This is a genomic window from Streptomyces sp. NBC_00019 (assembly GCF_045041015.1).
Taxonomy (GTDB): domain Bacteria; phylum Actinomycetota; class Actinomycetes; order Streptomycetales; family Streptomycetaceae; genus Streptomyces.
The window spans coordinates 9921565-9947142 of the sequence record NZ_CP108302.1 but is presented as its reverse complement, the minus strand read 5'-3'; the positions used below and the strand labels follow the sequence as shown (position 1 = coordinate 9947142).

Below are 25578 nucleotides of genomic sequence, written 5' to 3'. Positions count from 1 at the left end.
TCCATACCTCGGCTGAAGGACTGACGCGACTCATGACCGACCCCGTGACGACGCCCGATCCAGCGGAGCACCACAAGATCGACACCTCTGTCCCGCACTCGGCCCGCATCTGGAACTACTGGCTGGGCGGCAAGGACAACTACCCCGTGGACGAGGCGGCCGGCGACGCCTACACCGACGTCTTCCCCGGCATTGTCACCATTGCCCGCAGCAGCCGCGCCTTCCTGCGCCGCAACATCACCTATCTGGTCTCGGAGGCGGGGATCCGGCAGTTCCTTGACGTCGGCACCGGCCTTCCGACGGCCCAGAACACCCATGAGGTCGCCCAGCAGATCGCCCCAGAGGCACGGATCGTCTACGTCGACAACGACCCCATGGTCCTGGGCCACGCGCGTGCCCTGCTCTATTCCACCCGCGAGGGCGCGACCGCCTACATCGACTCCGACGTCACGGACCCGGACCGCATCCTCGCCGCGGCCGCGAAGACGCTGGACTTCGGTCGGCCCACCGCGCTCATCCTCAGCAACATCCTGGGGCATGTCGCCGACCGCGATCAGGCCCACTCCATCGTCACGCGGCTCATGGACGCCCTGCCCTCGGGGAGTTACCTCTCCATCAACGACGGCTCACGCGGCATAGACCCGGTCTTCGAGCAGGCCCAGGACGCCTACAACGACAGCGGGGCGGTGCCGTACAACCTGCGCACTGTTGAGGAAATCACCGCGTTCTTCGACGGCTTGGAACTGGTCGAGCCGGGCGTCGTCTCGGTCACGCAGTGGCGTCCGGAGCCTGGTTCACCCAGTGCGGACGTCATCGCCGAGCACGGCGGTCTCGCCCGGAAGCCGTAGGCGGCAACCGGCTGTACGGAATCTGCGGTCGTCGCGGCACGACCCAGGTCCCGCGATCAAAGCGGTCGTGCGGGTCGGCAACCAGAAGGTACCCATGTCGCCGTCCCGCACGTTGCCACAACCCATCCCGGGGCCCTGGTTGGCCGGCTGTGGGTGCGCGTGTCTACGGTCAGCAGCTGCCGTCCGACACCAGCAGACCCTTGCCGGCGCCTGCCGTCCGACTCACGATGTTCGGCACGCAGGCAGTCGCGTCGAGGCTGTGGGCGTAGGGGATGGTCACCGTGGTGTTGGACTTCGGGTCGGGGCCTGCGGGATGGTTCTCCGAACCGGGGCTGGACCAGGTCACGTTGTCGAAGATGTTGCCGCTGACCTGCCAGTATCCGGCCGCGTCCGTGTAGAAGGTGCCGAGGACGTCCTTGGAGTCCTCGAAGTAGTTGTTGTCCACCTTGGCCTTGGCACCGGCTCGTGAGTTGATGCCGGACTCGTTCAGGCTCACGTAGTGGTTGTTGTACATGTGGGCCGTTCCGCCACGCAGCAGGGGGGCGCGGGAGTCGATGTTCTCGTACCGGTTGTGGTGGTAGGTGATGAAGCTGTTCGAGACGTCAGTCTCGCTCGACCCGACGAGACCACCGCGGCCGGAGTTACGCAGGATGCTGTAGGAGAGCGTCACATACTGGGTGTTGTCCTTCATGTCGAAAAGACCGTCGAACCCCTGCGCCTCCCCACCCGATGCTTCCAGGGTGGTGTGATCGACCCAGATGTTGCGGACGTTGCGCTCCATGCCGATGGCGTCACCGCCGTTGGACGTGGGTGAGCCCGACTTCTTGACGTTCCGGACGGTCACATTCTGAATGATGATGTTGCGGGCGTCGCGGATGTGGATGCCCAACTGGTCGAAGACGGCGCCGCTGCCGACCCCGATGATCGTGACGTTGCTGACCTCCTTGAGCTCGATCACACCGGCGGCGGTGTTGCAGCTGGCGCCCGACACCTTGGTGGTGTTGCCGTGGTTGATGGTCCCCTGGACCTCGATGGTGATCGGGGTGCTGCTACTGGCCCGGCCGCACAGGGCCGCATGGATCGCGGTTCCCGTGGTGGCCCGTACGGTCTGCCCGCCCGCGCCGCCGGTGGTCCCGCCGTTCTGGGTCGCGTATCCGCTGGCGCTACCGGTCGCCGCCGATGCCTCGGGTATCGACAGAACCGCACCGGTCGCGGCCGTGAAAGCCATCGTGGCCAGGGCCGCATAGAGTCGCAGTGGGAGTGGTCGCTTCATCCTCGTCTCCTCGTCTTCTCGTTCGTCTGTCGGGGGCCGGCCGGGCGGTGGGCCTCTGGTTCCGGCAACGGAACACCAGGTGCACGAGCTGAACCCCTGTGGGTAAGCGCTTTCTCGGACCGTAGGGACCTGTCACGACCGCGTCAATAGTGTTGTACTGAATTTGTTCACGTAGGTGAACACGTAGTGGCGCGGCACCTCATGCGGTAGGCCCCTAAGTTTGCGAGTCCCAACCCTGGAGAGGCGTACCAGCCCGCACGGTTAAGGCTCCAACCCATCACACCCCCGCACTGGGGCGCCGCAGCGACCATCACACTGGATTCACGGATACAAACAACGATCATGCACAGACACCTTGACGTGACTATGACACGCTTCTTAACGTCTCCAGAAAGCGCTTTCCCGCCATCTGTTCAAGGCCTCACTCTGGAGACGAATCATGCGCCTGAAGCACGTCGCCGCGTCCACCGCCCTCTCCGGACTGCTGGCCGGCTTCCTCACCTTGGGCTCCGCAGGCGGTGCGCACGCCGCGACCGACCTGTACGTGGCGCCGAACGGCAGCGACAGCAACGCGGGTACGCTCACCGCCCCGTTGAAGACCATCCAACGCGCCGTGGATCTGGCGCAGGCGGGGACCACCATCCAGGTCCGGGGCGGGACATACGCACCGAGCGCGAACCTTCAGTTACTCAAGAGCGGCACTGCGAGCCAGCCCATCACCCTGCGCAACTACAACGGCGAACGCGTGGTCATCGACGGCGAGAACATGCCGTACACCCCGGGAGCGGTGGATTCGAGCATCCCCCGTGCCGAGCGCGGCGCCGTTCACATCGAAGGGGAGTACTGGCGGCTCATCGGCCTGGAGATCATCCACGGCCCCTACGGCGTGTTCGGCCTGGACACCAGCAGCAACGTCTTCGACCGCCTCGTCACCCGGGACAACTACGAGTCCGGGTTCCACCTCCAGGGCGCTTCCAGCAACAACCAGATCCTGAACCTGGACAGTTACGGAAACCGCGACCCCCGCAAAAACGGTGAGAGCGCCGACGGGATCGCCATCAAGGAAGGCGCCGGCAGCGGCAACGTGTTGCGCGGCGCCCGGCTGTGGAACAACGCCGACGATGGCCTGGACTTCTGGATGTTCGACAACTCGCCGATCCTCGTGGAGAACACGCTCGCCTGGGGCAACGGGTACAACCGGTGGAACCTGCCTGACTACCAGGGCGACGGCAACGGCTTCAAGATGGGCGGCAACGGCGTGGCTGCCAACCACACCGTGCGCAACAGCATGGCGTGGGACAACTCCGCCGGCGGCTTCGTCGACAACAACAACCCGGGCCAGATGAAGATAGAACGCTGCACCGCGTGGGACAACGTGAAGACCGGCTTCAATTTCAACCGCTCCTCCAGCACGCTGACAAAGAACCTCGCGGTGGCCAACGGCACCGACGTATCGCTGGGATCGAACTCCACGGGCAGCGGCAACTCCTGGAACCTCGGCGGCAGTTGGTCACTCGCCAGCACCAACGCGAGCACGATCACGGGCCCCCGGGCGGCCGACGGCTCCATCCCGTCCTCCACGTTCCTGCGCCCCAGCAACGGCGCGGATGTCGGGGCACGGTTCTAAGCGGGCGCGCCCGAAAAGGTCGTCAAGAACCTGACGGAGCGACGGCGCTCGCGTTGGCCGAGGCGACGACAGACATGACGCGCGCGTTCAACCGCGTCTCGGTCGTGGGCAGGGCGCCCCGTGCCGGATACTCGACCAGTGCTGCCGAACGACACGACGGCCTTCGGCGACCAAGGCACAACCAGCGAAGCGAACCCGACCGGGAACCAGTCCGCGGGACAGCGAGGAGGGGCACCGGATCGACCGGTGCCCCTCTTCGGCGCGCCCGCCGCTTCAGGTCTGGGAGGGCGGTTCGCCCGAGAAGGCTGCGGCCATCCGCAGCCAGGGCGCCGCCTCGTCGCCACGCCCCTGGCGTTCCAGGGTGCGGCCCAGCATCAGGTGGGCATAGTGCTCCACCGGATCGCGTTCGATTACCTGACGCAACTGCTCCTCGGCGCGCCCCAGTTGGGCCGAGTGATAGTAAGCGCGGGCCAGCAGCAGCCGGGGACCGGTCTGCTCCGGGACCTCCTCGACGACGACGGCGAGAAGACGGGCAGCACCGATGTAGTCCCGGGCCTCGAAGAGCAGTTGGGCCCTCTCCCAGCGTTCGAGGACGCTCTCTTCGTGCGGCACGCCGGCGCCGTTGTCGAACAGGTGCAGAGCGCTGGCCCAGCGGTCGGGCGCGACTCCGTCCTGCGCGTGGTAGTCGTTGAAGCTGTCGGTGTTGTCAGGCATCAGTCTTCCCTTCCTGCCGACTCCCGGGCGTGGTCGGTGCCGCGGGCGGGGAGCAGCGAGACGTGGGTGGGGGCGTCGGGCACATCTGCCGGCCGGCCCAGCGCGAACTCCTTGCGCAGCACCGGGACGACCTCCGCACCCAGCATGTCGATCTGCTCCAGCGCCGCCTTGAGCGGGACTCCGCCGCCGTCCACGATGAACAGCTGGCGCTGGTAGTCACCGGCGTAGTCGCGGAAGGACAGCGTCTTCTCGATGACCTGCTCCGGGGTGCCGACCGTCAGCGGAGTCTGCTCCATGTACTCCTCCATGGCCATCCCGCCGCCCATCACCGGCGAGTGGTCGAAGACCGGGCGGAACTCGCGTATGGCGTCCTGGGAGTTGCGGCGCATGTAGACCTGGCCGCCGAGGCCGACGATCGCCTGCTCGGCACTGCCGTGGCCGTAGTGCGCGTAGCGCTGCCGGTACAGGTCGATCATCTTCCTGGTGTGCTCCTTCGGCCAGAAGATGTTGTTGTGGAAGAACCCGTCGCCGTAGTACGCGGCCTGCTCGGCGATCTCCGGCGAGCGGATCGAGCCGTGCCAGACGAACGGCGGTACGCCGTCCAGCGGCCGCGGGGTGGAGGTGAAGCCCTGGAGCGGCGTGCGGAACTTCCCTTCCCAGTCCACAACGTCCTCGCGCCACAGCCGCCGCAACAGTGCGTAGTTCTCGACGGCGAGGCTGATCCCGTCGCGGATGTCCTTGCCGAACCACGGATAGACGGGACCGGTGTTGCCGCGGCCCATCATCAGGTCCACCCGGCCGTCGGCCAGATGCTGGAGCATCGCGTAGTCCTCGGCGATCTTCACCGGGTCGTTCGTGGTGATCAGCGTGGTGGAGGTCGACAGGATGATGCGCTCGGTGCGGGCGGCGATCCAGCCCAGCATCGTGGTCGGGGACGACGGCACGAACGGCCGGTTGTGGTGCTCGCCGGTCGCGAAGACGTCCAGGCCCACCTCCTCGGCCTTCTGTGCGATGGCGACCATCGCCTTGATCCGCTCGTGCTCGGTCGGCGCACGGCCCGTGGCCGGGTCCGTGGCGACGTCACCAACGGTGAAGATGCCGAACTGCATCGTGATCAGCCTTTCATGATGTTGATACATCAACCACGACACCGTAACGCGCCCCGGTGTATCCGTATTCCAGCTGCACCCGTCAACCGCTCTCGCTGATACCCCACCCACGGTCACTCATCTAGTTGACACATCATCCGCGCTTCCCTATGTTCCTCGTGCCGAACCCGTTGACGAAACAACCAAGAGGCCACGACCCCCGCCGGGACGGGCCACACCGGAGGGAACCACCCCATGTACATCACCGCTGCGGTCCTCAGCGTGCTGCTCGCCCTTGTGTCGCTGGCCGCCGGCGTGCCGAAGGTACTGCTGAAGGGTGACGTGCCCGCGGGGCTCCAGTCCCACATGGGCCTGAGCGCCGCGCTGGTCCGTTTCATAGGACTGGCCGAGGTCGCCGCGTTCGTGGGCCTGGTCGTGGGGCTCTTCTGGCAGCCTCTGGGCATCGCCGCCGCCGTCGGCTTCGGGATCACGATGATCGGCGCGGTGGGCTTCCACACCAAGACCGGCGACTACGCCGACCCCGCCACGCGCGGAAACGCCATGGCCCCCATCATCCTCGCGCTGGTCTCCGCGGCGACCGCCGTCACACTCGTCCTGGCTATGTGAGCCCGACCGTTCTCAGCCCGGCACCACCACGTACTTGCCCGGCGCCACACCGGCTTCCAGGTCGCTCTGTGCTTCGCGCACTGACTCAAGACCCTGGTACACCTTCGCCACGCTGACCTTGAGCCAGCCTTCGGCGATGGCGCGCAACTGGTGGTCGAACACGTCGGCCGGCAAGTCGCCGGCATGTCCGGGTCGTACTGGTAACCCTCGCCGTAACCGATGTTCTTCATGAGCCGGGTCGGCGCGTTCAGGATGTGCAGCGGAGGCATCAGGGAGCCGGTCCGGCGGGCGCGCTGCTGTGCGGCGCCGAACGCCCGGTAGACCGCGATGGACTTGGGGGCGGTCGCCAGGTACGTGACGGCCTGCGCGATGGCCAGTTCGCCTTCGGGTGAGCCGAGGCGCTCGTACACGTCCCAGGCCGCCAGGGCCTGTTGCACCGCCTGCGGATCGGCCGTTCCGATGTCCTCGTTGGCGAAGCGTACGAGCCGGCGGGCGATGTACAAGGGGGCCTCGCCGCCGTCGAGCATGCGGGCGAGCCAGTACAGGGCCGCGTCGGGGTCGGAGCCGCGCATCGACTTGTGCAGCGCCGAAATCAGGTTGTAGTGGCCCTCCTGGGCCTTGTCGTACAGCGGAGCCCGCCGCTGGATCTGCTGGGCGAGACCGGAGGTGTCCAGCGGCGGTGTGCCCTCGGGCAGCGCCTGGAGCTGTTCGGCCATGTTGAGCAGGAACCGGCCGTCGCCGTCCGCCATGGCCATCAGGGCCAGGCGGGCCTCGTCGTCCAACGGCAGTTCGCGCCCGGACAGCTCCTCGGCGCGTGCGATCAGGGTACCCAGGGCCGTGTCGTCGAGGCGTTTGAGGACGAACACCCGGCAGCGGGAGAGCAGTGCCCCGTTCAGCTCGAAGCTGGGATTCTCGGTCGTGGCCCCGACGAGGGTGACCGTGCCGTCCTCCACGTAGGGCAGGAAGCTGTCCTGCTGGGCGCGGTTGAACCGGTGGACCTCGTCGACGAACAGCAGCGTTCCCTGACCGATCTCGCGCCTGCGCCGAGCCGCCTCGAAGACCTTCCTCAGGTCCGCGACACCGGAGAACGTGGCCGACAGCGGCTCGAAGGCCAGCTCGGTCCGCTGCGCCAGGAGCCGGGCGATGGTGGTCTTCCCGCATCCGGGCGGCCCCCACAGGATCGCCGACACCAGCCGCCCCTGCTCCACCATGCGTCCGAGGGGGGCGTCGGGCGCAAGCAGGTGTTCCTGCCCGACGACGTCCTCCAGGGTGCGCGGCCGAAGCCGGTCGGCCAGCGGACGCTGCGTGTCCTCGTCGAACAGCGGCAGCGCTTGTGCTTCGTGCTTCATGGACGGGTCCTTGGCTCCTGGCCGCGCGGTGGATGTGGCGAGCGGCCGGGTGTTCGTCAGTCGGTGACGCCGCCGTGGGCGATGACCTTGGTGGGGTGCAGGCGGACGACGAGTTCGCCGGGGACGGCGTTGCGCCTGCCGAACTCCTCGGCACGGGGGTTACGCCGCAGGTTGCGGGCCTTGGCCGTCGCGCCACCCGTGGTGAACGGGAAGGCCTCGCCGTCGAAGACGTACCAGACGGGGGTGATGTTGGGAGTGCCGTCGGCCCCGACGGTGGCGAACCGTCCGGTAGGCGCGCCGAGGGTGACGAAGGCGTGCCATTCCTCGGTCGACATGCTGTGCATGGGCGGTCCTTGTCCGTGGTCGGTCGGTCGGTTGTCATCCGGGACGGCGGTTGTGCGGAACCGTCTCCAGGACGAGTTGGTAGGAGTGGTCGACGAGTTCGGCGACCAGGTCAGCGGTGACACCCCGGCCGGCTCCTACGGAGATCCAGTGCCGCTTGTCGAGGTAGCGGCCCGGAGTGAGAGACGGGTACTGGCCTTGCAACAGCCGCCCGTACTCCGGTTCCGCCTTGAGGGTGACGATGAGTTCGTCCGGGTCGTCGGTGACGATCAGGAAGACCTTGCCCGCGACCTTGTAGACGTCCAGCTGCTCGGTGAACGGGCGCCCGTGGCCGACTCCCGGCAGCGCGAGTGCCGTCTCGCGGGCGGTGTCCTGGAGCTTCGCGCCGCTGAAGGACATGAGGCGGGTCAGACGAGGCGGCCGTAGGTGTGCGGATCAACAGGCTGCCGGGACTTCGGCAGCCGGCCGACGACCAGCCGGTAGGAGTCGGTCACCAGCTCCCTCACGACCTTCTCGTCGAGGGTGTTTCCGCCCTCCAGCGTGATCCACTCCAGGCCGGCCCCAGGCAGTCCTTCGGCGCAGTCGGCCGCGGTCTTCTGCAGTGCTTCTTCGTCCAACGTCGTCCACTCCTCGATTCCTGTCCTTGCCCCGACCGGCGGGCCAGAGAACGAAGGGCCGTTCCCGCATGATCAGCGCGTGCGGCGGCACCGGCAACACGACGACGGCGAGCCCCGAGCTCACCATCCTTTCCTCGCGAACGACGATCCGCTCGGCAAACTGCGGACACATGATGGTCGACGGACAACACGCGTCGGGAACGAAGCGGAGTTCCTCCGCCCTCTTCACCTCGCGGTCCGACTCCGCCGCACGCGCAGAGCCCGAGCCCGAGTCCGTCCCGCAAGTACGGCTTCCAGCCTCCGGTCGCACCCCGTACGGACTGGAAGTGACCACCGTCGAGGACTTCCACGCCGACCACGACGACTGGCCGCCGTGGAACCCCGCCCCGCCAACGACGGCCGGCTGCTCGGCTGTTCCGTACGAACCCTCAGCCGAGCTGCCCAGGCCGTCACCGGCACCGGAGCACGGCAGGTCATCGACGAGCGCCGCCTGTTCGAAGCACGCCGCCTCCTCGGCCACGCCCGGTGGACCGCCCGCGCGGTCGCCGACCACCTCGGCTGCACGGCCAACTTCGGCCGCCTCTTCCGGCACCACACCGGCCTCACCCCCGCCGCCTACGCGGCCCGTCAGGCCACCCCGGCTCCCTGAGACTCCCCCGCCGGTGGATATCCACCGTCACCCGGTCTCCTTCGCGAGGAGAGCCGTGGCCCAGGACCGGTGTCGCGAGCAGCGTTGTGCCGTCGCGACCACCGGTCGGGCTCAGGATGTCCCTCGGTTCTCACGCACGCCAGTGCACTTTGAAGACCCACGCGTGCTGCCCCGCCCTGCGTGCGGCTTCGGGGACGTCGATCACCAGCGCCCCGTTGCTGACGGTCCACGTCAGGGGTCGGCCGTGGCCGAGCATCGTCACCCTGTCGCCGGCGCGGATCGGGATCGGTGCTTCGACGGTGAGTTTGGTGCCCGGCCTCGCCAGGGAGTGGATGTAGAAGGCCTCGTCCGGGCGGACGGTGAACCGCAGGTCCTCGCCCAGTTGGGCCATCCGGGACCAGTACGTGGTGTCGTAGATCGCCTCTCCGTTGGTGCGGAGCCAGCGGCCTGTCTCACGCAGCCGGGTCTGCATGATCTCAGGGATGGTGCCGTCGGCACGCGGGCCGATGTCGAGCAGGAAGTTGCCGTTCTTGGAGACGATGTCGACGAGGCTGTGCACGACCTCCTCGGTCGTCATGTAGGCGTCGTCCGGGGTCGCCTTGTTGTACCCGTAGCTGAACGGGTCCAGTCCGCGGCTTGACTCCCACTTGGCGACGACCGTGTTGTCGTACGTCGTGTACTCGGGGGTCGTGAAGTCGTGGAAGCCGATGCCCGAACGGTCGTTGACGGTGACGTCGATGGGCCTGGCCCGGTTCTTCGCGTGGTTGAAGTACTCGGCCAGGACGTGGAGGCTGTCGTTGGCGCCGCCGATGTCGCACCAGATGAGCTCCGGGTCGTAGCCCTGGATCAACTCCAGCATCTGCGGGGCCTGGTAGTCCTTCACGAAGTCCTTGCCCCCGGTGTAACCCGTGTAGGGCACCGGCTCCAGGTTGTATGGATTGCGCGGGGCGTGACCCATCCAGGGGTTGTCCGGGTTGAACCACTCGGGCATGGAGAAGTAGAGCCCGCGGTGGAGTTCGGGGGTGTAGCGGCGGGACGCGTCGAAAAGTTCCTTGATGAGATCGCGCTTCGGGCCCATCTTCACGGAGTTGCGGTCGGAGACCTTCGTGTCCCACAGGGCGAAGCCTTCGTGATGCTTCGAGGTCAGTACGTGGTACTCCGCGCCCGCGTCCCGGAACAGTTCGACCCAGGCGCGCGGATCGAACTTCTCCGCCGTGAACATCGGGATGAAGTCGTCGTAGGCGAAGTTCTCGCCGTACGTCTCGCGGTGGTACCCGTAGACGGCGTTCGCCGGGTCCTGCATGTGGTTCCAGTACCACTCGGCGTACTGCTTTCCGACCGGCGACCAGGCGGGCACCGAGTAGACGCCCCAGTGGATGAAGATGCCGAACTTGGCACCCTGGAACCAGTACGGCGCCTGGTGGCCGGAGAGAGAGGACACGGTGGGCTGGTAGTCGGCGACACCGAGGGTCAACCGGCTTTCCTGCGCGGCGACTTGGGTTCCGCGTCCGGTGACGGTCACCGAGCCGTCGCGGACCGTGCCGGGGGCGGTGCCCGCACGGTTGCGGATGCCCACGCGGACGCGGGCCTGCTCACCGGGGTCCAGGCGGCGGACACGGGCGGCCTCGACGGTCCGGGCTCCCGGAACCTCGACGCCCACCGACACGCCGTCCGCGGCCAGGACGGAGACCGTCCCCGCGTTGACGACGGTGGCTTCGATGCTCTGGGCGCCGGACGACTCCAACAGCGAGTTCGTGGACCGGGCCCCGCGCAGGGCCAGTGCGCGCCCCTGGGCGGCAGGTTGCAGGGACAGCGCGAACACATGGAGCGACGCCTTGTTCGCCTGCGCCGGGTTCGTCACCGGGAGCGCGATCGCTACGGCGTCGCGCTGCGGGTCGAGCCACAACTCTGACGTGCCGATGCCCACACGGTGTTCGTCCTTGGTGCCGTCCGGTGTGTAGCGGTACGGCACCGACAGAGATCCACCCGTCGCGTACCAGTCGGATCCGCCGAGGGTGGCGGTCGTGGTCGAGCCGTCCGCGTAGTGGACCGTGGCCTTGCCGGAGGCGTTGCCGTAGCTGCCCGCGGTGAGGAAGAGGGCCGAGAGGTAGCGGCCTTTGGGCAGTGCTACGCGCTGGCCGAGTGCGACGACATTGTTCTTCGCACCTGCGTCCGAGGCCGGGAAGACAAAGAGCGTGCCGTCGACTTCGACACGGCCCGCGGGAAGTTCCTCGCCCGGAAACGTGTAGCCCGAGCCGTCGAAGTCGCCGCCCCGTGCGGAGGCGGTGTCGATGCCGTCGTTGTCGTAGAGGGAGTCGAGTGGAACAGGCACGGGGTCGGGGACGGGGGCCCACGGCCCGACGTACTCGGCGAGCGGTTCGACGGCGTTTGCGGCGGTGGCTGAGGCAAGGGGAAGGGCCGCAGCGGCGGCGACTCCGGCCGCCGTGCCCAGGACCTGACGTCTCGGATACGTACCCATGAGCGGCTCCAATTCATCGGATGTCTGATGATTGAATGGACTCACCACGCTGTCAACTGCCCTGACAGAAGGGGAAGGTTGAGATTATAGGTAGGACGAAAAGGTGGGTGCTCATCACCGCACCCTTCCGGAGCGTGGCTCTCGGCGAGTCGATGCGCGGGGCATGTGGGGCATGTGGGGAAATGGGCCGTCAGCCTCGTCCGGCCAGCGCGTCGAACAGTTCGGCGGTCATGACTTGCTCGTCGAGTGAAGCCATGAAGCGGGCCGTCAGCGCCCTGCGTCGCCACCGTTTACGGGACAGGGGCCGTACGTCTGTCTGTTGTCGCGCTCATCGTCAGGTTCGACACCGACCGTCCGACGTTGATCGGCGCCGCGCAGGCAGCCTCGACCGGTCCGACCGGCGCCATGAACAAGGGCGGCGAACACCAGGCATAGGTGCTCCACGGCCCGGGCGCCGCCGACGCCGCCGTAGGACACGGATCCGACGGCCTTGTTGTCCACTCGCCGTACAGGTAGTCGATGGCGTTCTTGAGGACGCCGGAGGTACCGCACAACGGGCTCCGGAGCCGCCATGCGGATCGGGGCTCAGCCGCACGCCGCCCGGGTTTCGGGATGTCGGGCACCCAGGAGACTCTCAGGGCGCCTTTGCCGCCACTGGCACAGCGATGGGTCGATCAGGCGGAGTCCTCGTCCAGCTTCGCCACCACTCGTTCGGAGATGTCGGCCAGAGTCCGCAGCTCCGCCGGGGTGACATGGTCGAGGAACAGCTCTCGCACCGCCTCGACATGCAGCGGAGCCGCTGCCTCGATCGCCACCCGCCCGGCGTCCGTGATCACCACGAACGCTCCCCGCGCGTCCTCGGGGCACTCCTCGCGGATCACCAACCCTCGCCCGGCCATCCGAGCGATGTGGTGGGACATCCGGCTCTTCTCCCACTCGAGCGCCGCGGCCAGATCCTGGTAACGCTGCCGACCGTCCGGCACATCCGTCAGATTGACCAGCACGCCGAAATCCGCGGCCGAGAGCTTCGACTCACTCTGCAACATGCGCGACAGGCGACCCCCCAGCCGCTCATGCAACCGGACAAAGCTCCGCCAGGCGTGCTGCTCCTCCGCTGTCAACCACCGCACGTCTTCATCCATAAAGCGAGTGTAGATGAGTTGATGGGTCACCCAGTTACCCGAAGGCCAATCCATCGGCCATGACACCTCCCGCGGTGGGTCGCACCTCGCCGTCCACTGCGTCGCCGAGATCGCAGCGAGCAGCTCAGCCTCCATGACCTCGAACGCGACGCCGCCTGCCGACGGCGGCGGCAGGCATCGCCGGCGGTCGAGGTGTCGACGATCGGCAGCATCTCCTGCGAGGAATTCCTCGCGCGCACGACCCCGCCTGTTTCCACGAGGAGCGGTCAGGCGCCCGCAACGACTCCACCCCCGTCCGGGGCGTCGCCGTGCGCGCCGCAACGCTTGAGCACCCGCGACAAGAACGGCGTAGTCGCCGGGCAACTGGGAGGACTCGCTCTACCGGCGGGCTGCGAGCACCGAGCGGAGCACCCTCGTGGGGCAGCGCGCCTCGCGTGGCCCAGCCATCGATCATCCTTTAGTTGACGCATCAATCAAAATACCCATCATTTGATACGTCAACCGTTGGTCCCATGTAGTCACCCCCGCACGCGCAACACCTGCTCACGAAGGAACCCAGCCATGTCTGATCTCGTCTTCGGTCTGGACACGTTCGGCGATGTACCGGAGGACGACTCCGGCACCCCGGTGTCCGACGCACGGGCGATCCGGCAGGTCGTCGAGGAGGCCGTTCTCGCGGAGGAGACCGGCGTCGACGTCCTCGCCCTCGGCGAGCACCACCGCCCCGAGTTCGCGATCTCCAGCCCGGAGACCGTTCTCGCCGGCATCGCCACCCGCACCGAGCGGATCCGCCTCTCCTCCGGCGTGACGGTACTGAGCTCCGACGATCCGGTCCGGGTCTTCCAGCGCTTCTCGACCGTGGACGCGCTCTCCAACGGCGGGGCCGAAGTCATCCTCGGCCGCGGCTCCTTCACCGAGTCGTTCCCCCTGTTCGGATACGACATGAGCGACTACGACGTGCTGTTCGAAGAGAAGATCGAGCTCTTCGCCAAACTGCTGGAGGAGAAGCCCGTCACCTGGAGCGGCACCAAACGACCCGCGCTCGACAACGCCGACGTCTTCCCCAAGACCGACTCCGGACACTTGACCACCTGGGTCGGTGTCGGCGGCTCGCCGCAGTCGGACATCCGCACCGCGCGCTACGGCTTCCCGCTCATGATCGCCATCATTGGCGGCAGTCCGGAGCGCTTCGCACCCTACATCGACCTCTACGAGCGCGCCGCCGACCAGTTCGGTACGACCGCCCACCCGGTCGGCATGCACTCGCCCGGCTTCATCGCCGACACGGACGAGGAGGCCCGGGAGCTGCGCTGGCCGCACTACAAGGTCATCCGCGACCGCATCGGCGCGCTGCGCGGCTGGCCGCCGCTCCGCAAGGAGGAGTACGCGCACGAGATCGAGCACGGCTCCCTCTACATCGGCTCCCCCGAGACGGTCGCCCGCAAGATGGCCGCCGCCATCAAGGCCCTCGGTGTCGGCCGGTTCGACCTCATCTACACCACCGGCGCACAGCCGATCAGCGCCCGGCTGCGCGCCGTCGAGCTGTACGGCACGAAGGTTCTCCCGATGGTCCGCGACCTCCTCGCCGCCTGACCCGACCGACACCGAACGGAGCGGAAATGGCCACCACCGACATGGCGACCATCGGCATCCTGGGCGCGGGAAAGGTCGGCACCGTGCTCGCGCGACTGGCCCGTGCGGCCGGCTACCGCGTGCTCATCGCCGGATCGGGCGACCCCGCCAAGATCGCCCTCACCCTCGAAGTCCTCACGCCCGGCGCGACCCCGGTCACCGCGGCTCAGGCGGCGGCGAAGGCGGACGTCGTCGTCCTGGCCCTCCCCCTGGGCAAGTACCGGAGCATTCCGGCGGAGGCAGTGGAGGGCAAGCTCGTCATCGACGCTATGAACTACTGGTGGGAGGTCGACGGCGTCCGCGCGGACCTCACCGACCCGCGCACCTCGTCGAGCGAGATCGTGCAGGACTTCCTGTCCGGCGCGCGCGTGGTCAAGGCCTTCAACCACATGGGCTACCACGACCTCGAGGACGGGGCCCGGCCCGCCGGAATCCGTGGCCGCAAGGCCATCGCCATCGCCGGTGACGGGCCTGACGACCTGAGTCTCGTCGCGCGCCTCGTCGACGACTTCGGCTTCGATCCCCTCGTCGCGGGACCACTCGCCGCAGGAGTACGGCTCGAACCGGGCACGGAGCTGTTCGGCGCCAACGTCGACGCCGAGGAGCTGCGCGCGATGCTCAGCCGCTTCCCCGAGTCGGAGCGCGGACGGGCCGTCGCCGCCGCACGGGCCGCTCTTTCGGCACCGGCCCGCGAGCCGTCGTAGGCATCGGAACGCCACCGAACTCGGCGACAGCCTGGACGGTCACGTCCCGTGGCCGGCTGGATCACTTACGCCGTTCTGGGGAGCCGTAGTGGGCGTGTCCACCGGTGGGAGCAGCCGGTATCAAGACGGACCGGTCAGCTACGGGATGTCCCGACCAGCTCCCGTACGGCGGGCGCGGCTTCCTCGCCGAACTGCTGGATCGCGATGGGATCGTCGCCGCCAAGAATGCAGCCGGAGATGCCGTGTTCGAGGGTGGCCCCGGCGAGTTGCTCGGCCCACTGGGTGAGCGGTCCGCTGAGGGCTCCGGAGCCGCCGGACGGGGAAGGGGTGCCGATGTTGAGCAGTCGGCGCACGGACGCGGGGTCACGCCTCGCCGCTTCGGCGCCTTCGTCGACGTGACGGCCGGCGCGGGCGAGTCCGGCGCGCCCGCCTTCGAAGGCGCTGAGACTGGGCAGCCATCCGTCGGCGATACGGCCGACCAGCCGAAGGAGCCGTGGCCGGTACGCGCCGACCCAGATGCCGATGTCGTGGGCGGGTGCGGGGCCTCGTTTGGCGCCCGCGACGTGGTAGTGGGTGCCGTCCATGCGCACTCCGCCACGCATTTCGGGGTCCCAGAGCTCACGGATGATCGTGATGGCCTCTTCGAGGGCGTCGACGGACTCGCCGGGTGCCAGCCGCCGGCCGCCGATCGCTTCGATGGCGTCCCAGAATGCGCCCGCTCCCAGCGCCAGTTCGACGCCACCGCCACTGAGCAGGTCCAGTGTCGCGGCGCTGCGGGCAATGACCACGGGCTGGCGCATCGGCAGGTCATCTCGGACCTTCCTGGATAGCTGCTGCCCTTGCGGTTGGGGAGGCTCGGCCGCCACGTCCGGCGACGACAAGTCAGCCCAGGTGCGCCTCCAGCCACCGCAGGACCTCGGGGGTCACGGGGTCGGTGATGTCGGCGAACTCGTCATGCCGCTTCAGGAACTTGGCCACGTACGGGCAGACAGGCACGATCCGCTTTCCGGAGGCACGCGTGTCGGTGAGCGCCTGCCGCACCAGCTGTGCGGCCAGGCCCTGTCCGGCGTAGGCGTCGTCGACCTCCGTATGGAAGAACACGCGCTGCTCACCGTGGTCGCGGTACTCGGTCACGCCGGCGCGCTTGCCGTCGACCACGATCTCGTACCGATGGTGTGCGTCCACGCGCTCGACGACCGGGGCGGCATGGTCGGCAGAAGGCTGGCTCATGGGGGGGAACCTTTCCGAAGGAGGTCAGCGACGCGGAGGGTTGCGGCGCGGCTTGATGGTGGCGTTGGGCAGGGCGGGTGCGGGAAGACGGCCGCCGGGAAAGCGGCACCTCCCGCGCGGGGAGCACGTCGACCCGGGGAGCCCCGGTCGGCCGTACATCGTCGACCGGCGACCCGCATGCCATCACCGCCGGCTCGGCTTCTGCATTGCTCACCGAGACCACCTCTCCTGGAATCTAGTTGTTGCATCAACTACAATGCCATGATCATAGAGCGAAGGCCACAGCAAGCAGACAACGAGCGGGAGACATGCGGATCTTCATCGACAAACAGAGCCCCAAGGCCTTCCACGCCCTTCGGCAGACGGCAGAAGCGGTACGGACGGCGGCCGCCGAAGCGGGGCTCGACCGCACCGCTGTGGAACTGATCAACCTCCGCGTGTCGCAGATCAACGGCTGCGCCTACTGCCTCGACACCCACACCAGGGCAGCCCTGCGCGCGGGTGAGTCGACGCAGCGGCTGGGCGTGCTGGCCGCCTGGCGGGACACCGAGGTGTTCTCCCCCACGGAGCGTGCGGCCCTCGAACTGGCCGAGGCCACGACCGACCCCACCGATTCCGTCGGACAGCAATCCGCCTACGAGACGGCTCGGCAGGTGCTCACCGACGACCAGATCTCCGCTGCGATCTGGGTGGCGGTCACCATCAACGCGTTCAACCGGGTCTCGATCATGAGCAAGCACCCGGTACGGGCGAATCGAGGGGAGAACGGTGCCACAGTGTCCGGTGGGTGACGCGTCCCCCGCGCGGCGTGAGCGTCGTACAGCCGTACGTTCCTCGGGGCGCCGGCCCGCCACCTCCTGCCCGACGCATACCGTCAGCCAAGGAGACAGCGGACGGTGCGTGCGCCTTCGTCTTGCGCGAGCCGCACCAATGCCGCGGCTCGCGCCGGGGCTCAGTCAGTTCGACTCGAACTTCGAGGCGTTCTCGGCCAGCCAGTCGTCGAAGCTCTTCAGCGCCGGGTTGATCTCCCGTACCCGGGTCAGATCACGGGCGCCGGTGAACTCGCGGTCGAAGTCGCCGTAGTACTGGAACATGTTGCCGAGCTCCTCGGCCAACGGAATCTCGAGGGTACGGAAGTAGTCGTAGGGCACGGACTGGAAGCGCACCGGCTCGCCCAGCGCCCCTGCCAGCTTCTCCGCGTACTGCGCACCGGTCAGATGGTCGCCGGCCAGGCCGACCGTCTGGCCGATGAAGCTCGCGCCGCCCTTGAGAATGGCGAAGGCCGTCCGGCCGATGTCCGCCACGTCCACCCCGGACAGGAGCTTGCCGTCCTCCAGGGGCAGGTTCAGCGCCAGTACGCCGTCCTCGCCGCGCTGGGGGCCGAGGCCCTGCAGGAAGCCCTGGAAGTAGAAGGTCGTGTTCAGGAAGGTGGTCGGCACTCCGGCCTGCCTGAACAGCTCATTGCCCTCACCCTTGATATCGAAGTGCGGCACGTTGTACTTCTCCTGCAGCACCGGCATCCGGCCGTCCTCCAGCGGCAGCAGCGCGCGGGTGTCCTCCAGCGTCGACCAGACCACGTGCCGCAGTCCGGTGGCCGCAGCGGCCCGGGCCAGAACCTGAATCTCCGCCAACTCCTGCGCCGCCGAACCGTGCGCCCAGAAGTTGGTGACGAGGAAGGCACCGTAGGCGCCCTCGAACGCGTTGTGCACCGTCGACTCGTCACCGAAGTCCGCCCGCACGACCTCGGCCCCGAGCGCCGCGAGCTCCCTGGCCGCGGGCGAGTCGGGATCCCGGGTGAGCGCGCGCACCGTGAAGCCCGACTCCGGATCGGCCAGGATCGCTCGAGCGGCCCCGCCACCCTGCGCACCCGTTGCTCCGGCGACTGCGATGACCTTCTTGTTGCTCATTAGGGGGTCCTTGTCAGGAGAGGCTCGTTGTTGATGCATCAACAACGCTAGCGCACCTCAGTTGACACATCAACCCGAGGGTCAAAATCGAACCACGATCGTTTCGGCGGGCCGGCAAGGCCTTCACCGCCGATGCCGCGACGACGAGAGTCAGGCTCTTCCTGAACAGTGGGCGCGTGATCCATCAGCTATGGAAGGTCATGACATCAGGGCGGATCCATCTCCAGCCGACCGAGGATGCGTTCACAGAGAACGGTGAGCGCGTCGAGCTCTTCGGGGCTGAGAGGGTCGATGACCAGCCTGCGCACGGTGGCGACGTGGTGGGGGGCGGCCGTCTCGATGGCCGCGCGGCCGTCAGGGGTGACGACCACATGGACGCCGCGCCCGTCCTTGGGGCAGTACTCCTGGGTCACCAGTCCGCGCTTGGCCATGCGGCGGAGGTGGTGGGACATACGGCTCCGCTCCCACTCCACCGCGTTGGCCAGGTCCTGGAAGTGCCGCAGCCCGTCGGGCGCGTCGGTGAGGGCCACAAGAACGACGTAATCCGCGACGGACAGATTGCCGCAGCCCTGCAGTGCGCGCGCCAGCCTGCCGGGGAGCTTCTGATGCACACCAATGAAGGCGCGCCAGGCACGCTGTTCGGGCGGGGTGAGCCAGCCTGATTTCTGCTTCATGCAAAGCCACTCTAGTCGATGGTTGACACGTCATCCTCGTAACGTTGACGCGTCACGTCCGTGTGGCCTGCGAAACGCCGTGCCACGTTTCCAGGCACTGGAGGAGATCCCGTGAGCGAGTCCCCCGAAGACCGGCCTGGACGCCCTGTTGCCCCCGAGGAAAACGTCTTCCCCGCCCTGCAGGCTGCCTGCGAGGGCTTCGACGTCTACGTCGTCACCGACGCCTCCGGAGGTGTGTCGGTCGAGGCCCATGACATGGCCGTACGCCGCATGGTCCATGCAGGGATCGTCCCGATCACGTGGATGGCCGTCCTCGCCGAGCTGCAGCGCGACTGGGCCCGCGCGGACCTCGTCGCACCCGAGGACCTGGCGGCGCTCATGGGCCACTCCGGCGGCGCCGGTGTGGCGTTCGCCTGGGAGATGCAGTTCCTCAACACGCCCGTCCCCAACGAGACCGCCCCCGGTAAGGGGCGGACCGACTCAACGGGGCGGCGCGAGCGCCGGTGCCGCCCCGTGCTCGAGCGATGCCGAGACTTTCCGTATTCCGCCCGCCGTGGCTCAGCCGACAGGAACGACGAGGACGGCGTCGCCCAGATGCTGGAACGGTTCGTCGAGCCGCTCGTACGCCGACCGGCCCGGCACATCCCCTCGGTGTGGACCGTCGGGGACCGCGACGACGATCCCGCCGACTGAACGACTGCTTCGGTGCGATGCAGGCCCTGCTCCCCCACTTCCGCCCCGAGGACGTCTACGCCGGCAACTACCTGGGCATGGTCGATGCGGTGTCCGACGGCGTCACCACCGTCGTGGACTGCTCCCACGGGAGTTCCACGCCCGCCCATGCCGACGCCGCGGTCGACGCGCTGATGGCCGTGCCCGGGCGGGCGCGGTGGGCGTACGGCCGGTTCAGCTTCGACACCTCCTGGGTCACCAGCGACATCGACACCGTGATCGTGGGCGGTCGTGTACTCAAGCACCGCGGCGAGTTGGTCGGGCTCGACCTCACACGGGCGCGACGAGTAGAGGTTGACGCAGCGACTCTCCTTCGGTATTTTTGTTGATACATCAACTACCTCGTGATCGCAGACTTTGCCGAATTCCAAGGAGAACAAGTGACGGTCAAGGTGATCGACCAACCTGAGACACACCGCTACGAGGCCACGGTGGACGGGCAGTTGGAAGTCGCGGGCTTCTCGCAGTACATCCGGACACCGGAACTGATCGCCTTCCTGCACACGGAGGTGCGCCCGGAGTTCGAGGGCCGTGGGATCGGTTCCGCGCTGGCTCGGACCTCTCTCGACGAGGCACGCGCCGCAGGGCTGAGGGTCCTTGCCACGTGCCCCTTCTACGCGGCCTGGATCGCCCGCCACCCGGAGTACGCCGACCTGCTGTACCAGGCCCGGAGCAAGGTCAGCGACTGACTCGGCCGGCCGGGCGAAGACACCGTGAGGGAGACCGGCATGAGCGACACACCCCAGAAGAAGGCCTACAAGGCGCCGGAGATCACCGTGACCTTCGAGTCGAGGCGCTGCCTGCACGCCGCCCGGTGCATCAACGGCCTGCCCGAGGTCTTCGACACGAGCGCCCGTCCGTGGATCCGGCCCGATCGCGCCCCGGCCGACCAACTGGCCGAGGTGGTGCGCCGCTGCCCCTCGGGTGCGCTGCGGTACGAACTGCCAGATGGCGGGAGAGAGACTCCGGACCGCCCCACCCGTATCACCCGGACTCCTGGCGGACAGCTGGTCGTGCGTGGCGACCTGTCGCTGGACACGCAGGAAGGGACGCACCACGAGACCAGGGCCGTGCTGTGCGGCTGCGGGAACAGTCAGATGCAGCCGTACTGCGACCACTCCGGCCGCTGCGGCCAGTAGTACCCGCGGTGCCCGCCGCCCCGCACCTCCCTGAGCCGTCTTCGCGGCTGCGTCCAGGGCGGCCGCGTTGGCGTCGGTGAGGGTTGGACCGGGCTGGCGTCAGCGCTGCGACGGTGCCCGTGCGGGTTCGGCGTCTCGCGTGTGGGGCAAGGCGGTGCGCTGGGCGAGGACCCGGGCTGTGCGGGGTGCGCGGCTGACGGCGAGGGCGGCGAGCGGAACGAGTGTCAGGACCGCGGAGACGGTGCCGACCAGGGGCGGTCCGGTCAGGCCGAGCGAGGAGCCCATGGCCCTGCCGGCGATGGCCGACCCGGCGGCGATGCCGGTGTTGTAGGCGGAGGTGGTCAGCGCTGAGGTGAGGGTGGGGGCGTTGCCGGCGTAGCGGACGGCGAGCGAGGTGACGACCGGGTTGACGGTGAATCCGGTCAGGGCCATGAGGAAGACCAGAAGCGTGGCCGTGACGGGGGTGGCCGACAGCGGGATCAGCAGAAGCAGGCTCAGGGCGGTGGCCGAGGCGGCGGTGATGGTGGTGGCCATCGGGCGGCGGTCGCCCAGGCGGCCACCGATGACGGTGCCGCCCACGGCACCGATACCGAACACGATCAGGACCAGCGGTACGGCGCCTGCCGGGATGCCGGCGCGGTCGGTGAGCAGCGGGGTGATGTAGGTGTAGGCCGCCAGGACACCGCCCATGATCAGCATCGCGGCGGTGAGCGCCAGCCACAGGCGGCCCTGCCGCAGCGCACCGACCTCGGCCCGCAGGGAAACCTGTGAGCCCTGTTCGATCGCCGGGATGAAACGGCCGATGAACGCTGCGGCGAGGCCGGCCAGGACGGCCAGGGCCCAGAAGGGGCCGCGCCAGCCGACGTACTGTCCGGCGAAGGAACCGATCGGTACGCCGATGACGTTGGCCAGGGTCAGTCCGCCCATCATGACGCCGACGGCGCGAGTGGAGTTGCGGGGGCCTGCGGCGGCGGTCGCGACGACGAATCCGACGGCCCAGAACGCTCCCGTGGCCAGGGCGGTGACGAAGCGGGTGACCAGGACGATCGTGAAGGAGCTGCTGAGTGCCGCGATGACGTGGCCGACGCTGAAGACCGCGAGAGCCAGGATCAGTGTCCGGTGCCGGGGCAGGCGCAGGGTGGCCAGGGCCATGGTCGGCCCACCGATGATCATGCCGATGGCGAACGCGGTGATGAGCAGGCCGGCGTGGGAGGCGCTGACTCCGAGGTCGCCGGCCATCTCGGGCAGGAGGCCGGCGATGACGAACTCGGTGGTTCCCATCAGGAACGTGCCGGCGGCGAGCACCCAGACGACGAAGGGGAGCTTGCCGGGGGTGGTCCCGGATGCGGAAGGCATGGGGGGTCTCTCCTTGAGCGGTACGCGGGGATCAGGGTGGCGGCCGAGGTCCGTCGGAGCGGACAGTGCCGCTGAAGGGACGTGAGGAGGAGGGGCTTACGCCCCTTTCCGGCGGCTGGCCGGTCAGGAGGCGGCTTCGATGGTGATGCGGTCGGCCGTGCCGAGCCGGTCGGCGTCGGCGTCGATGTGGCCGAGGATGAGCAGGTCGGCGGAGGCGGAGTCGCCGTCGCGGTAGTAGAGAGCCAGGTTGCCCCAGGGTGCGTAGTAGGCCAGGTCACCGGCCCGGGGCACGGCTGGGTCCGGGGCGCCGGAGGTGGTCAGCCTGCGCGGCAGGTCCGCGATCCGCTCCGTCCGGTGGAAGTCCTCCAGATCCAGGGTGAGCGGGAGCAGGGCGGCGAAGTCGTGGGCGGCAGGACTGTCGTTCAGGGTGGCGTCGACGGGCCGGCCGCCGATGGTGACTCGGATGGCCATGGCGGTGTCCCTGTCGGCTGATGCACTGGGTGCGGTGGATGTCGATGTCTCCGGCCGCCCCGACGATGCCGGGGAGGAGGCCGCGGGGGCCGGTGTGGCTTCTGATGAGTGGCTGGTACAGGCGGTCACGGCCAGCAGGAGAGCCGCCGCCGCAACGGCGCGGACCAGGGCGCGGCGGGCGGCGCAGGTCATGGGAGTGGTGCGGGGGCTCAGTCGGGCAGGGGCTCGGCGTAGTGGCGGAAGCCGTCCCGCTCGCGGTGGATGTCGTACAGCCGCTGGGCCAGAACGACGGGGCTGCTGTGTTCGGCGTCGGGCCGGATGGCGCCGGGGATGATCAGCTGGGCGGCGTGGATGTTCTGCGGGGCGAGGGCGTCGTGGAGCATGCGGGCGTAGGCGCTCTCGGCGGCGAAGGCGATGGAGGTGCCGGCCCGGTCGGGGTGGGGTCGCACGGCGCTGCCGCCGTTGACGAACAGCAGGGTGCCGCGGCCGAGTTCGCGCATGCCGGGCAGGACGGCGTTCACCGCGGTGACGGGGCCCTTGACGGAGAAGGACAGGGGCGCGTCGAGGTCGTCGGCGCTGGTGTCGAGGACCGGCTTCATGAAGTCGGCGCGGGGCACGGGGCTGTACTGGAGGATCTCGATGGGCCCCCATGCCGCAGCGGCCGCGTCCAGGGCTGCGTCCAGGGACTCGGCGTCGAGGACGTCGGCGGTGAAGCCCCGCGCCTGGATGCCGTCGTGGGCGAGTTCGGCGGTCAGTCCGTCCAGCTTCTCGGCGTTGCGGGAGATCAGAGCGACGGTGTGTCCGGCGGAGCCGAAGCGGCGGGCGGTGGCGAGCCCGAGGCCCGGGCCGGCACCGATGAGAGCGAAGGTCGTCATGGGGATTCGTCGTTCCTTCGGTGAGGTGGGTTGGGCTGGTGCGATCAGGCCAGGTTCTGGGCGTAGGTGCCCGGGCCCTGCTCCTTCACACCGGTGTGCGGGGGACGTTCTCGTCCACGTCGAAAATGTAGTTGTCGGGCAGGTAGCGGCGCACCGGGGCGGGGCCGCCGCGCAGGCCGACGTGGGAGAAGAACAGCTCCTGGCCGTCGATCGCGACGTCGTGCGGGACGCCGACGAAGCCGACATTGCCACCGGGCCGGGCGGAGTGCAGGGCCTGGCGCATGGACTCGGAGGTACCGACGCACTCCAGGACACTGTCGGCGCCGATGCCGCCGGTGAGGTCCTTGATACGGGCGATGCCTTCGTCGCCGCGTTCGCTGACGATGTCGGTGGCGCCGAACTCCAGGGCCAGCTGCTGGCGGGACGCGTGGCGGCTCATCGCGATGATCCGCTCCGCGCCGAGTTCCTTGGCGGCGATCACACCGCACAGGCCGACCGCCCCGTCACCGACCACGACGGCCGTAGAGCCGGGCTGCACCTCGGCGGCGAGGGCGGCGTACCAGCCGGTGCCCATCACGTCGGAGACGGCCAGCAGGCTGGGCACCAGCTCGCCGGAGGGGTGCTCGTCGGTGGCGACGAGGGTGCCGTGGGCGTTGGGGATGCGGACGTAGTCGGCCTGGCAGGTGCTCATGAACTCGCGGTGCAGACAGTTGGACTGCCAGCCGTTACGGCAGTTGGCGCAGGTGTTGTCGGAGGTGGCGAAGGAGCCGACCACGAACTGGCCGGGCTTGACGTGCGTGACCTCGCTGCCGGTCTCCTCGACGATGCCGACGTATTCGTGCCCCATGGGATGGGGCACGTCCACCGGTTCGGCGCCGCGGTAGGGCCACAGGTCCGAGCCGCAGACGCAGGTGCCGACCGTGCGGATGACTGCGTCGGTGGGCTGGAGGATCTTCGGGTCGTCCAGCTCTTCGAAGCGCACGTCGCCGGGTGCATGGATGACTGCTCCGCGCATGGGTGGGCCTTCCTTCACTTGCGAGGCTCTGGTGTGCCGCGGCCGTCGGTTGCGTACGGCCGGTCGCTGACGAGCCTCACACGCGGTGGCATGCGCGAAAAGTGGAGAAACCCATCCAGGGAGGGATTCGTCCTGGGAGGAAATTCTCCCCCCTTTCCCCGGTGCCTTCGGTGTCATGCTGGGAAGCATGACCAGCAATGTTCCCCTTAATGAGCTGGGAGAATTCCTCAAAAAGCGCCGCGCCGAGCTGAGCCCGCGCACGGTCGGACTGCCCGAGAGCGACAGGCCCCGCCGGGTCGCCGGGCTGCGCCGCGAGGAGGTCGCCCAGCTCGCCAGCATCAGCACCGACTACTACATGCGCCTCGAACAGGGTCGAATGCAGGCCTCTGCTCCGGTCCTGGACACCCTGGCCCGGGTACTCCATCTGGACGACGACGAGCGAGGCTATCTCTTCCAGCTCGCGGGCAAGACCACCACCCGCACCCGGCGCCGCGGCCGCCAGAAGGTCCAGCCACAGCTGCAGCGGGTCCTGGACGACCTCACCGCCACACCGGCGATCGTGCAGGGCCGGCGCGGGGACATTCTGGCCTGGAACCCGTTGGCCGCCGCGCTGGTCATCGATTTCTCCCGCATCCCGGAAAAGCACCGCAACTATCCCCGGATCCAGTTCACCGAACCGGCCATGCGCACCCTGTACGCCGACTGGGAGACCTCGGCGCAGATCTCCGTGGCGCAGCTGCGGATGGAGGCCGCGAAGTATCCCGAGGACCCCCGGCTGATCGAGCTGGTCGGTGAACTGTCCACGCGGGACCAGCAGTTCGCCAAGTGGTGGGGCGCCCACCGCGTCGCGGCCCGCACCGTGGGCACGAAGACCCTCAACCACCCGGTCGTCGGGGAACTCGTCCTGGACTGGGACACCCTCACCGCCAGCACCGACCCCGACCAGCACCTGACCGTCTGGACCGCCGCGCCCGGCTCCCCCACCCACGAACGGCTGAGCATCCTCGCCTCCTGGGCCGCCGACCAGGACCTGCCCGCGTCCCGGCCGCTCACCTGACGGTTCAGCACGACTGCTGACGCCAGGTACC

The 25578-nt window shown here is 68.5% G+C and carries 25 protein-coding genes and 4 pseudogenes; 12 read left to right on the top strand and 17 right to left on the bottom strand.

Going from position 1 to position 25578, the window contains the following annotated elements:
- Positions 1-32 precede the first annotated feature (32 nt).
- Positions 33-848 (top strand): SAM-dependent methyltransferase, encoded by an 816-nt coding sequence (locus OHU89_RS46110; RefSeq protein ID WP_405651967.1) that lies wholly within the window; start codon positions 33-35, stop codon positions 846-848.
- Positions 849-1020: 172 nt separating this feature from the next.
- Here OHU89_RS46110 and OHU89_RS46105 read toward each other — a convergent pair.
- Positions 1021-2121: pseudogene (locus OHU89_RS46105) on the bottom strand (polysaccharide lyase family 1 protein); the annotation flags it as partial.
- Positions 2122-2560: 439 nt separating this feature from the next.
- On the opposite strand from OHU89_RS46105, the gene OHU89_RS46100 reads away from it, so the two are divergent.
- Positions 2561-3748, top strand: a complete 1188-nt coding sequence (locus OHU89_RS46100; protein WP_405651965.1) for a right-handed parallel beta-helix repeat-containing protein — start codon at positions 2561-2563, stop codon at positions 3746-3748.
- A gap of 273 nt (positions 3749-4021) precedes the next feature.
- On the opposite strand, the gene OHU89_RS46095 is transcribed toward OHU89_RS46100, so the two are convergent.
- Positions 4022-4462 (bottom strand): tetratricopeptide repeat protein, encoded by a 441-nt coding sequence (locus tag OHU89_RS46095; protein ID WP_405651963.1) that lies wholly within the window; start codon positions 4460-4462, stop codon positions 4022-4024.
- A complete protein-coding gene (locus OHU89_RS46090) occupies positions 4462-5571 on the bottom strand; it encodes an LLM class flavin-dependent oxidoreductase (RefSeq protein ID WP_405651961.1) in 1110 nt (369 codons plus the stop codon). The genes OHU89_RS46095 and OHU89_RS46090 overlap by 1 nt, the downstream gene beginning before the upstream one ends.
- A 234-nt stretch (positions 5572-5805) precedes the next feature.
- Between OHU89_RS46090 and OHU89_RS46085 the strand changes: the two genes are divergently transcribed.
- Complete coding sequence (locus OHU89_RS46085; protein WP_405651959.1) at positions 5806-6177, top strand: DoxX family protein; 372 nt, start codon at positions 5806-5808, stop codon at positions 6175-6177.
- On the opposite strand, the gene OHU89_RS46080 is transcribed toward OHU89_RS46085, so the two are convergent.
- From OHU89_RS46080 to OHU89_RS46065, 4 genes are read right to left on the bottom strand one after another with little or no spacing between them, the layout of a single operon-like run.
- Positions 6081-7526 (bottom strand): replication-associated recombination protein A, encoded by a 1446-nt coding sequence (locus tag OHU89_RS46080; protein ID WP_405651957.1) that lies wholly within the window; start codon positions 7524-7526, stop codon positions 6081-6083. The genes OHU89_RS46085 and OHU89_RS46080 overlap by 97 nt on opposite strands.
- A 56-nt stretch (positions 7527-7582) precedes the next feature.
- A complete protein-coding gene (locus OHU89_RS46075) occupies positions 7583-7870 on the bottom strand; it encodes a pyridoxamine 5'-phosphate oxidase family protein (protein WP_405651955.1) in 288 nt (95 codons plus the stop codon).
- 34 nt (positions 7871-7904) lie between these two features.
- Positions 7905-8267: an MmcQ/YjbR family DNA-binding protein gene (locus OHU89_RS46070; protein ID WP_266883513.1), complete on the bottom strand. Its 363-nt coding sequence runs from the start codon at positions 8265-8267 to the stop codon at positions 7905-7907.
- 8 nt (positions 8268-8275) lie between these two features.
- Complete coding sequence (locus tag OHU89_RS46065; protein WP_405651953.1) at positions 8276-8485, bottom strand: hypothetical protein; 210 nt, start codon at positions 8483-8485, stop codon at positions 8276-8278.
- Between the two features lie 397 nt (positions 8486-8882).
- Between OHU89_RS46065 and OHU89_RS46060 the strand changes: the two are divergent.
- Positions 8883-9134, top strand: a pseudogene (locus OHU89_RS46060) (helix-turn-helix domain-containing protein); the annotation flags it as partial.
- 130 nt (positions 9135-9264) lie between these two features.
- Here the strand turns inward: OHU89_RS46060 and OHU89_RS46055 are convergent.
- Complete coding sequence (locus OHU89_RS46055; protein WP_405651951.1) at positions 9265-11613, bottom strand: alpha-L-fucosidase; 2349 nt, start codon at positions 11611-11613, stop codon at positions 9265-9267.
- 674 nt (positions 11614-12287) lie between these two features.
- Entirely contained in the window at positions 12288-12755 is a 468-nt protein-coding gene (locus OHU89_RS46050; protein ID WP_266883521.1) for a MarR family winged helix-turn-helix transcriptional regulator, read from the bottom strand.
- 561 nt (positions 12756-13316) lie between these two features.
- On the opposite strand from OHU89_RS46050, the gene OHU89_RS46045 reads away from it, so the two are divergent.
- A complete protein-coding gene (locus OHU89_RS46045) occupies positions 13317-14348 on the top strand; it encodes an LLM class flavin-dependent oxidoreductase (RefSeq protein WP_405651949.1) in 1032 nt (343 codons plus the stop codon).
- A gap of 26 nt (positions 14349-14374) precedes the next feature.
- On the top strand, positions 14375-15091 hold the full coding sequence (locus tag OHU89_RS46040) for an NADPH-dependent F420 reductase (protein WP_405651947.1): 717 nt from the start codon (positions 14375-14377) through the stop codon (positions 15089-15091).
- A 134-nt stretch (positions 15092-15225) separates the two neighbouring features.
- On the opposite strand, the gene OHU89_RS46035 is transcribed toward OHU89_RS46040, so the two are convergent.
- Both OHU89_RS46035 and OHU89_RS46030 read right to left on the bottom strand, forming a co-directional pair.
- Complete coding sequence (locus OHU89_RS46035; protein ID WP_405651945.1) at positions 15226-15891, bottom strand: LLM class flavin-dependent oxidoreductase; 666 nt, start codon at positions 15889-15891, stop codon at positions 15226-15228.
- 82 nt (positions 15892-15973) lie between these two features.
- A complete protein-coding gene (locus tag OHU89_RS46030) occupies positions 15974-16321 on the bottom strand; it encodes a GNAT family N-acetyltransferase (RefSeq protein ID WP_405651943.1) in 348 nt (115 codons plus the stop codon).
- Between the two features lie 308 nt (positions 16322-16629).
- Here OHU89_RS46030 and OHU89_RS46025 point away from each other — a divergent pair, with 308 nt between their 5' ends.
- Positions 16630-17112: a carboxymuconolactone decarboxylase family protein gene (locus OHU89_RS46025; protein WP_405651942.1), complete on the top strand. Its 483-nt coding sequence runs from the start codon at positions 16630-16632 to the stop codon at positions 17110-17112.
- A gap of 165 nt (positions 17113-17277) precedes the next feature.
- Here OHU89_RS46025 and OHU89_RS46020 read toward each other — a convergent pair whose 3' ends face one another.
- On the bottom strand, positions 17278-18228 hold the full coding sequence (locus OHU89_RS46020) for an NmrA/HSCARG family protein (protein WP_405651940.1): 951 nt from the start codon (positions 18226-18228) through the stop codon (positions 17278-17280).
- A gap of 206 nt (positions 18229-18434) precedes the next feature.
- The gene (locus OHU89_RS46015; protein WP_405651938.1) at positions 18435-18902 is read right to left on the bottom strand and encodes a MarR family winged helix-turn-helix transcriptional regulator; all 468 of its coding nucleotides are present in this window, start codon (positions 18900-18902) and stop codon (positions 18435-18437) included.
- A 171-nt stretch (positions 18903-19073) separates the two neighbouring features.
- On the opposite strand from OHU89_RS46015, the pseudogene OHU89_RS46010 reads away from it, so the two are divergent.
- The 4 genes and pseudogenes from OHU89_RS46010 to OHU89_RS45995 form a co-directional block, all read left to right on the top strand.
- Positions 19074-19334, top strand: a pseudogene (locus tag OHU89_RS46010) (isochorismatase family protein); the annotation flags it as partial.
- A 278-nt stretch (positions 19335-19612) separates the two neighbouring features.
- On the top strand, positions 19613-19963 hold the full coding sequence (locus tag OHU89_RS46005; protein WP_405651936.1) for a hypothetical protein: 351 nt from the start codon (positions 19613-19615) through the stop codon (positions 19961-19963).
- Between the two features lie 51 nt (positions 19964-20014).
- Positions 20015-20323, top strand: coding sequence for a GNAT family N-acetyltransferase (locus tag OHU89_RS46000; protein ID WP_405651933.1), 309 nt, complete (start codon positions 20015-20017; stop codon positions 20321-20323).
- Between the two features lie 39 nt (positions 20324-20362).
- Complete coding sequence (locus tag OHU89_RS45995) at positions 20363-20773, top strand: (4Fe-4S)-binding protein (protein ID WP_405651931.1); 411 nt, start codon at positions 20363-20365, stop codon at positions 20771-20773.
- 99 nt (positions 20774-20872) lie between these two features.
- Here OHU89_RS45995 and OHU89_RS45990 read toward each other — a convergent pair whose 3' ends face one another.
- The 4 genes and pseudogenes from OHU89_RS45990 to OHU89_RS45975 form a co-directional block, all read right to left on the bottom strand.
- On the bottom strand, positions 20873-22129 hold the full coding sequence (locus OHU89_RS45990) for an MFS transporter (protein ID WP_405651929.1): 1257 nt from the start codon (positions 22127-22129) through the stop codon (positions 20873-20875).
- A gap of 123 nt (positions 22130-22252) precedes the next feature.
- Positions 22253-22600, bottom strand: coding sequence for a cyclophilin-like fold protein (locus OHU89_RS45985; RefSeq protein ID WP_405651927.1), 348 nt, complete (start codon positions 22598-22600; stop codon positions 22253-22255).
- Positions 22601-22809: 209 nt separating this feature from the next.
- The gene (locus OHU89_RS45980) at positions 22810-23475 is read right to left on the bottom strand and encodes an SDR family NAD(P)-dependent oxidoreductase (protein WP_405651925.1); all 666 of its coding nucleotides are present in this window, start codon (positions 23473-23475) and stop codon (positions 22810-22812) included.
- Positions 23476-23608: 133 nt separating this feature from the next.
- Positions 23609-24490, bottom strand: a pseudogene (locus tag OHU89_RS45975) (zinc-dependent alcohol dehydrogenase family protein); the annotation flags it as partial.
- A 175-nt stretch (positions 24491-24665) separates the two neighbouring features.
- On the opposite strand from OHU89_RS45975, the gene OHU89_RS45970 reads away from it, so the two are divergent.
- Positions 24666-25547: a helix-turn-helix domain-containing protein gene (locus tag OHU89_RS45970; RefSeq protein WP_266883555.1), complete on the top strand. Its 882-nt coding sequence runs from the start codon at positions 24666-24668 to the stop codon at positions 25545-25547.
- Positions 25548-25578 lie beyond the last annotated feature (31 nt).